Origin of the sequence: Rhodoplanes roseus (assembly GCF_003258865.1) — a bacterium.
GTDB lineage: Bacteria > Pseudomonadota > Alphaproteobacteria > Rhizobiales > Xanthobacteraceae > Rhodoplanes > Rhodoplanes roseus.
The window spans coordinates 1-8,319 of sequence record NZ_NPEX01000250.1 but is presented as its reverse complement, the minus strand read 5'-3'; the positions used below and the strand labels follow the sequence as shown (position 1 = coordinate 8,319).

At 69.7% G+C, this 8,319-nt stretch carries 7 protein-coding genes; 6 read left to right on the top strand and 1 reads right to left on the bottom strand.

The annotated features are described in order from the left end of the window. Positions 1 to 264: 264 nt before the first annotated feature. Entirely contained in the window at positions 265 to 1,017 is a 753-nt protein-coding gene (gene ubiG, locus CH341_RS24695) for a bifunctional 2-polyprenyl-6-hydroxyphenol methylase/3-demethylubiquinol 3-O-methyltransferase UbiG (RefSeq protein ID WP_111421640.1), read from the bottom strand. 172 nt (positions 1,018 to 1,189) lie between these two features. Here ubiG and CH341_RS24690 point away from each other — a divergent pair, with 172 nt between their 5' ends. The 6 genes from CH341_RS24690 to CH341_RS24665 all read left to right on the top strand — a co-directional run bounded on the left by CH341_RS24690 (position 1,190) and on the right by CH341_RS24665 (position 8,304). Further along, positions 1,190 to 2,440 (top strand): aspartate kinase, encoded by a 1,251-nt coding sequence (locus tag CH341_RS24690; protein WP_111421639.1) that lies wholly within the window; start codon positions 1,190 to 1,192, stop codon positions 2,438 to 2,440. 257 nt (positions 2,441 to 2,697) lie between these two features. Further along, positions 2,698 to 4,965 (top strand): phosphoenolpyruvate--protein phosphotransferase, encoded by a 2,268-nt coding sequence (gene ptsP / locus CH341_RS24685; protein ID WP_111421638.1) that lies wholly within the window; start codon positions 2,698 to 2,700, stop codon positions 4,963 to 4,965. Positions 4,966 to 4,977: 12 nt separating this feature from the next. Next, positions 4,978 to 6,057, top strand: coding sequence for a peptide chain release factor 1 (gene prfA, locus CH341_RS24680; RefSeq protein WP_111421637.1), 1,080 nt, complete (start codon positions 4,978 to 4,980; stop codon positions 6,055 to 6,057). Positions 6,058 to 6,091: 34 nt separating this feature from the next. Further along, the gene (locus tag CH341_RS24675; protein WP_111421636.1) at positions 6,092 to 6,271 is read left to right on the top strand and encodes a hypothetical protein; all 180 of its coding nucleotides are present in this window, start codon (positions 6,092 to 6,094) and stop codon (positions 6,269 to 6,271) included. After that, complete coding sequence (gene prmC, locus CH341_RS24670; protein WP_111421635.1) at positions 6,259 to 7,143, top strand: peptide chain release factor N(5)-glutamine methyltransferase; 885 nt, start codon at positions 6,259 to 6,261, stop codon at positions 7,141 to 7,143. The genes CH341_RS24675 and prmC overlap by 13 nt, the downstream gene beginning before the upstream one ends. A 471-nt stretch (positions 7,144 to 7,614) precedes the next feature. Then, on the top strand, positions 7,615 to 8,304 hold the full coding sequence (locus CH341_RS24665; RefSeq protein WP_111421634.1) for a DUF4167 domain-containing protein: 690 nt from the start codon (positions 7,615 to 7,617) through the stop codon (positions 8,302 to 8,304). Positions 8,305 to 8,319 lie beyond the last annotated feature (15 nt).

Genomic DNA, 8,319 nt, shown 5'->3' with positions numbered 1-8,319 from the left:
CGCGCAAGCGGGCCGGTTTCGTTTCGGGGAGATGGTTCGTTCCGAACACGTCGGCGAGGCCGACTCGCACCGACGAAGGCCCGCCCGCGGGCAGCCCTCGTCCGTCCTCACACTGAGGAGCCGCCGAAGGCGGCGTCTCGAAGGGGCGAGGGCGGCCCGGGAGGCCGCATCGGGCACGGGCCACATGGTTCGGGACGCGCCCTTCGGGCGCTCCTCACCATGAGGGGCGATTCAGGATGACGACCCCCGCGCCGGGGCCCCGCCCTACCCCGCCTTCTCGGCCGAGAGCATGTAGTTGACGTCCATGTCGCGGGAGAGCTGCCAGCGGTCGGCCAGGACGTTGTAGATCACGCCGCTCTCGCCGCTGACGGTCAGGCCGGCCCGCTCCATCGCGGTCTCGAGCTCCTGGGGCGTGACGAACTTGTCCCACTGGTGGGTGCCGACCGGCAGCCACCGCAGCACGTACTCGGCGCCGACGATCGCCAGCGCCCAGCTCTTGAGCGTGCGGTTGAGCGTCGCGGCGAACATCTGGCCGCCCGGCTTCACCATGCCGGCGCAGACCGAGACGAACAGCGGCACGTCGGTGACGTGCTCCACGACCTCCATGGCCAGCACCACGTCGAAGCGCTCGCCCGCCTCCGCCAAAGCCTCGGCCGTGGTGTTGCGATAGTCGATCGTCAGTCCGCTCTTGGCCGCGTGGAGCTTCGCCACCTCGATATTGGTGGTCGCCGGATCGGCCCCGACCACTTCGGCGCCGAGCCGCGCCAGCGGCTCCGACAGGATGCCGCCGCCGCAGCCGATGTCGAGAAACCGCAACCCCGTCAGGCAGTCGATCCGCTTCGGGTCGCGGCCGAACCGGGTGCAGACCGCATCCCGCACCCAGCCCACCCGGATCGGGTTGAACTTGTGCAGCGTGGCCATCTTGCCGCGGGGATCCCACCAGGTCTCGGCGATCGCCTCGAATCGCGCGATCTCGGCCCTGTCGACCGTGCTTGCCGTCTCGAGACCCGTGCTCATGGCGCCGTCCAATGCTGCTCTGTGGGCAATGCCGCAATACCGCAGGGCCGTTGCCTTCGTGGCCCCCCGCCGTTATGTATACGCGCCTTTTTCGCGCCGGGATCAGGGCGATGCAAGCCTCGCGCATGCATGTCCGCCGGTGCCGTGGATTTCGAAGGACGATCTACTCGCCATGGCCCGCCTCGTCATGAAGTTCGGCGGCAGCTCCGTCGCCGACATCGATCGCATCCGCAATGTGGCCCGGCACGTCAAGCGCGAGGTCGACGCCGGCCACGAGGTCGCCGTCGTGGTCTCGGCCATGGCAGGCGCCACCAATCAGCTGGTCAAGTTCTGCCGCGACATCTCGGTTCTGCACGATCAGGCCGAGTACGATGCCGTCGTCGCCTCGGGCGAGCAGGTGACCTCCGGGCTCCTCGCCATCGCCTTGCAGGCGCTCGGGATTCCGGCCCGGTCCTGGCAGGGCTGGCAGATTCCGCTGGAGACCTCGGACCAGCACGGCTCGGCCCGCATCGAGGGCATCGAGGGCGGCCCGCTGGTCGCCGGCTTCAAGGCCGGGCAGGTCGCCGTCGTCGCCGGTTTCCAGGGCATCCATCCCGCGAGCGGGCGGATCACCACGCTCGGCCGCGGCGGCTCCGACACCTCGGCCGTGGCGCTCGCCGCCGCCATCAAGGCCGACCGTTGCGACATCTACACCGATGTCGACGGCGTCTACACCACGGATCCGCGGGTGGTGCCGAAGGCCCGCCGGCTCGACAAGATCGCCTTCGAGGAGATGCTGGAAATGGCCTCGCTCGGGGCCAAGGTCATGCAGGTGCGCTCGATCGAGCTCGGCATGACCCACAATGTCCGCATCTTCGTCCGCTCGAGCTTCGACAAGCCCGAGGACATCGATCCGCACCGGACTCCTCCCGGAACCCTCATTTGCGACGAGACCGAGATCATGGAACACGAGGTCGTCACCGGCATCGCCTTCTCCAGGGACGAGGCGCAGATCTCGATCCGCAGCGTCGAGGACAAGCCCGGGGTCGCGGCCGCCATCTTCGGCCCGCTGTCGGACGCAAACATCAATGTCGACATGATCGTGCAGAACGTGTCGGCCGACGGCAAGACCACGGACCTGACCTTCACGGTGACGGCCGCGGACTTCGAGCGGGCCAAGGACACGATCGAAAAGGCCCGCTCCGCCATCGGCTTCGCCCGGCTCGACACAGCCGCCGAGGTATCCAAGGTGTCGGTCATCGGGGTCGGCATGCGCAGCCATGCGGGCGTCGCCGCCAGCGCCTTCCGGGCGCTCGCCGAACGCGGCGTGAACATCCGGGCCATCACGACCTCGGAAATCAAGTTCTCGCTCCTCATCGACGCCGCCTTCACCGAGCTGGCCGTCCGCACGCTCCACACGCTCTACGGGCTCGACAAGGCCTGACCGCCCGATCCGGGGCACGGCAGGGCGCCCGAGGGCGCCGCCCCGGGCCGACAAAGCCGTTCAGTCGCAAAGCGTTGGACAATAAGGAAAAGAGCTGCGCCGCAGCACGTCCTTTCGCTTGCAGCGCACACGGCGCATTGGCTATAGCCGTGGGGGAATCGCACGACCCGGCCCGCTCCGGCGCGATTCCCCGAACCGGACCGGACAGCCTCGTCGCGGCCGGCCTTTGTTGATGCGACCCTGAAGGACCTCACGCGATGCGCGGCGCGCTGGGCGGTCCGCGCGTGCTGCTTCGGCGCCTCCGCGAGGTGATGGCGGAGCCGGTCAGCGCGCAGGAACGCCTCGACAAAATCGTGGTGCTGATCGCCGCGAACATGGTCGCGGAGGTGTGCTCCGTCTACGTGCTGCGCGTCGACGGCACGCTCGAGCTCTATGCCACCGAGGGCCTCAACCGGCAGGCCGTCCACCTGACCGTCATGCGGTCGGACGAAGGCCTGGTCGGCCTGGTCGCCACCGAGGCGAGCCCGATCAACCTCTCGGACGCCCAGGCGCACCCGGCCTTCTCGTATCGTCCGGAAACCGGCGAGGAGATCTACCGCTCGTTCCTGGGCGTGCCGATTCTGCGCGCCGGCAACACTCTGGGCGTCCTGGTCGTCCAGAACCGGGCGCGACGAACCTATTCCGAGGAAGAGGTCGAGGCGCTCCAGACCACGGCGATGGTGCTGGCCGAGATGATCGCCTCGGGCGAGCTCACCTCGCTGGCCCAGCCCGGGGCCGAGCCGGCGGTGCGCCGGCCCGTGCACGTCTCCGGCGCGGCCCTGACCGATGCCATCGCGCTCGGCCACGTGGTGCTGCACGAGCCGCGCGTCGTCATCACCAACTTCATCGCCGACGACGTCCAGAAGGAGCTGCGCCGGCTCGGCGTCGCCATCGAGACGCTGCGGGCCGAGCTCGACCTCATGCTGGAGAGCGGCGAGGTGGCGGAAGGCGGCGAGCACCGCGACGTGCTCGAGGCCTACCGCATGTTCGCCCACGACCGCGGCTGGGTGCACAAGCTCGAGGAGGCGGTTCTCACCGGCCTGACCGCCGAGGCGGCGGTCGAGCGCGTGCAGTCCGACACGCGCGCCCGCATGCTGCGCCAGACCGACCCCTATCTGCGCGAGCGCCTGCACGACTTCGACGACCTCGCCCACCGGCTGCAGCGGCAGCTGCTCGGCTACGACCACGCCCCGGCCCGCGACAAGCTGCCCGAGCACGCCATCATCGTGGCGCGGTCGATGGGCCCGGCGGCGCTGCTCGACTACGACCGCAACCGGCTGCGCGGCCTGATCATCGAGGAAGGCGGCCCGAACTCGCACGTCGCCATCGTGGCCCGCGCGCTCGGCATCGCCGCGGTCGGCGAGGTGCCGAACGCCACCGGCCTGGTCGATCCCGGCGATGGCATCATCGTCGACGGCGTCACGGGCGACGTCCATGTCCGGCCGACGCCCGACATGGAAGCGGCCTATGTCGAGCGGGTGCGGCTGCGGGCCCGTCGGCAGCTGCAGTATCTCAGCCTGCGCGACAGGCCGTCCGTTACGAAGGACGGCCAGCCGATCACGCTGATGATCAATGCCGGCCTGCCGGTCGACCTGCCGCACATCGCCGAGACCGGCGCGGCCGGCATCGGACTGTTCCGCACCGAGCTGCAGTTCATGGTGGCGGCACAGTTCCCGCGCACCAGCGAGCAGCTCGCGCTCTATCGCAACGTGCTCGACGCGGCCGGCGGCAAGCCGGTGGTGTTCCGCACGCTCGATATCGGCGGCGACAAGGTGCTGCCCTACATGCGCAACTACGAGGAGGAGAACCCGGCGCTCGGATGGCGGGCGATCCGGCTCGGCCTCGACCGTCCCGGGCTGCTGCGCAGCCAGGTGCGCGCCATGCTGCGCGCCGCCTCCGGCCGCGAGCTGCGCATCATGTTCCCGATGGTCGCGATGGTGAGCGAGTTCGACGAGGCCAAGGGCCTGGTCGAGCGCGAGCTGACGCATCTGCGCCGCCACGGCCATCGGCTGCCCGAGCGCGTCGAGGTCGGCACCATGCTGGAGGTGCCCTCGCTGCTGTTCCAGCTCGACGAGCTGCTGGAGCGGACCGACTTCCTCTCGGTCGGCTCCAACGACCTGCTGCAATTCATGTTCGCGGCGGACCGGGGCAATGCCCGGGTCGCCAACCGCTTCGATCCGCTGTCGGTGCCGGTGCTGCGCGTGTTCAGGCTCATCGTCGAGCGCGCCAATGCACACGGCAAGTCGGTGACGCTGTGCGGCGAGCTCGCCTCCAAGCCGATCGGCGCGCTCGCCCTGATCGCGGTCGGCTTCCGCGCCTTCTCGGTGCTGCCCTCGGCGGTCGGTCCGGTGAAGGCGATGCTGCTCGACCTGGACGCCGGCAAGGTCGAGCGCCTGGTCGCCTCGCTGATGGCGCTGCCGCTCGGCAGCGCCTCGGTGCGAGACAAGCTCACTGCCTTCGCCGAGGCCGAAGGCCTGACCCTCTGAGGCGATGCCGCCATGCTGCCGCAAGCCAAGCTCGACACGCTGGTGACGCGCCACGCCGCGCTCCAGGCGGAGCTCGCCGGCAAGCTGCCGCCCGAGACCTTCGTCAAGCTCTCGCGGGAGCTCGCCGAGCTCGATCCGATCGTCGAGAAGGTGACACGCTACAAGGAGCTGCTGCGCGAGATCGACGACGTCGCGGCGATCGCGGCGGACCCGGGAAGCGACGCCGAGATGCGCAGCATCGCCGCCGACGAGAAGACGGCGCTCGAGCAGACGCGGCAGCGCCTCGAGGAGGACATTCGCGTCGCGCTCATCCCCAAGGATGCGATGGACGAGCGCAACGTCATCGTCGAGATCCGCGCCGGCACGGGCGGCGACGAGGCGGCGCTGTTCGCCGGCGACCTGTTCCGCATGTACGAGCGCTTCGCCGCCCAACAGGGCTGGAAGACCGAGATCCTGTCGGCCAGCGAAGGCACCATGGGCGGCTACAAGGAGATCATCGCCGAGATCCGCGGCGTCGGCGCCTTCGCCAGGCTGAAATTCGAGTCCGGCGTGCACCGGGTGCAGCGCGTGCCCGACACCGAGGGCTCCGGCCGCATCCACACCTCGGCCGCGACCGTCGCGGTGCTGCCCGAGGTCGAGGACGTCGACATCGCGATCGACGACAAGGATCTCAAGATCGACACCATGCGGTCGAGCGGCGCCGGCGGCCAGCACGTCAACAAGACCGAGTCGGCGATCCGGGTCACCCATGTCCCGAGCGGCATCGTCGTGTTCGTCCAGGAGGAGCGCTCGCAGCACCGCAATCGCGCGAAAGCGATGGCGATGCTGCGCGCCCGGCTCTACGATCAGGAACGGCAGAAGCGCGATTCCGAGCGCGCCGCGGAGCGCCGCGGCCAGGTCGGCTCGGGCGACCGCTCGGAACGCATCCGCACCTACAACTTCCCGCAGGGACGCGTCACCGACCATCGCATCAACCTGACGCTCTACAAGCTGCCGCAGGTGATGGAAGGCGAGGCGCTCGGTGAGATCGTCGACGCCCTCGTGACCGAGAACAACGCGGCGCTGCTCGCCGCCGAAGGCGGAGCGGCGTGACGCTCCGCGCAGCCGTTGCACGGCGGATGTGACCATGCACAAGCCGCGCTTTCCTCTTCGCTGGCGACACCGGTTCGCCCGGATGCTCACCCCGCGCACCTGGCAGGGCCGGCTCGTCCAGCTCGGGCTCGCGACCGCCGTGCTGATCGCGACACTGCTCTGGACCGGCCATGTCGCGACGCTCGTGGCGCTGTGGACCCGATGGACGAGCTGATCGCGGCCGGCGCGACCATCGCGTCGGCACGGCGGGCGATCGCCTCGGCGTTTCGCGCCGCGGATCTCGACTCGCCCGAGCTCGACGCGCGCCTGCTGATCGGTCATGCGCTCGGCCTCGATCACGCGGCGCTGGCGGCGGCCGCCGATCGCCCGCTGAGCGACGAGGAGGCGGCCCGCGTCACCGCGCTGGGACGGCGCCGGCTGGCGCACGAGCCGGTCGCCCGCATCATCGAACGCAAGGAGTTCTGGAGCCTGCCGCTGGTCGTGACGCCGGACGTGCTCGATCCGCGGCCCGACACCGAGACCGTGGTCGAGGTGGCGCTCGCCGCGATCGACGCAGCCGGGCCACGCCGCGCCGCGCGCCGGATCGCCGATCTCGGCACCGGCTCGGGCGCGCTGCTGCTCGCGCTCCTCTCCGAACTCCCGGACGCGCTCGGCGTCGGCACGGATGTGAGCCTCCCGGCGCTTCGTGTCGCGCGCCACAACGCCGGGCGGCTCGGCCTGACCGGGCGCGCGCGCTTCGTGGCGTGCGATCTCGGATCGGCGCTCGCCGGCGGCCTCGACCTCGTCGTCTCCAATCCGCCTTACATCCCGAGCATCGTGATCCCGACGCTCGCACCGGAGGTCCGCGACCATGACCCGCGCCTCGCGCTCGATGGTGGACCGGACGGGCTAGACGCCTATCGCGCGATCGCCGCCGACGCGCGCCGGCTGCTCGCGCCGGGCGGAACGCTGGTGGTCGAGATCGGTATCGGCCAGCTCGAGGCGGTTGTCGCTTTGTTCGACACGGCCGGACTCGTCGTGGATCGGGCACCGCATCCGGATCTTTGCGGAGTTCCGCGGGCCGTCATGGCACAACAGCAAACCTGATATACAAATTTGAAAGTCTTTCCCAAACGCCGACAAAAAAGAGCTTGATTATCCGGTGGGAGCGACTAGGTTCCGCTTACGGAATCGACCTGGGTTGGGGTTGAGACGCTGTACAGGAAGCCCGGAGCAAGGCTCGGCGTGGCAGGCAGCGTGACAAGCGGTCAGCAAAATCCGATGAACAGGGTTGGTGCTGCACCACTCGGGATCGAGGTACTTCAGCGGCTCCGGCGTGCGCTCACGGTTTGGTGACCAAGAGCGCCGTGGGCATCGTGAGAGGTTGGCACGGCCGCAGGCAAATGCTGCGGTCACAAGCTGAGCCATCGGACTGTGAATTGCGGAGCGCCTCCGGGCACCCGTGAGCATCGGCTGCAGCGGTCGCAGTCGGTGACGATCGGTCGTGAGCCGGTCCATGCAACCATTGATGTCATCGGCGGAGCGACCGCCGCAATCAGAGGTGGCCGAAAGCCGAACATGAGAAACGGTCAGAACAACAAGCGCATGCGAGGGCGCAACCGCAAGAGCCACAATCCGCTCACCCGGGTGTACGAGTCGAACGGCCCGGACGTGAAGATCCGCGGGACCGCGTCGCACATCGCCGAGAAGTACATGCAGCTGGCCCGGGACTCGCAATCCTCCGGCGACCCGGTTTCGGCCGAGAACTATTTTCAGCACGCCGAGCATTATCTCCGCCTGATCGCCACGGCGAACGAGCAGTTCCGCCAGACGACGCCGTTCTATCGCGGCGAGGGCGGCGCGGCGGACTCGCGCGACGACGGCTACGACGACGACGACGATCAGCCGCCGGGACCGGGCGAGCAGCCGGCCTTCGGAACACGCGACCCGCAGCCCTATCTGCCGCGCGACGCGCAGTTCTTCGTGCCCCGCGAGCAGCCTTACGTGCGCCAGCAGCAGCAGCCTCCGGCGAACGCCGACGAGGGGATCGACCGGCTGCCGTCCTTCGTGACGGGGGGTGCGGCGCCGCAGCAGGCCGCGCCGAGTTTCGGCCAGGGCGGCGGCTTCGAGACGCCGGCTCCCCAAGCCGGCGGCGGCGACCGCTTCCCGCTGCATCGCCGGCGCCGGCGCCATCGCGGCGCGCGCGGCGAAGGTCCGGCGAACGAGCAGGCCGACGAGGGTGCGAGCGCCGGTCCGCCCCAGGACTGAGGTCTCGCTGCGCAG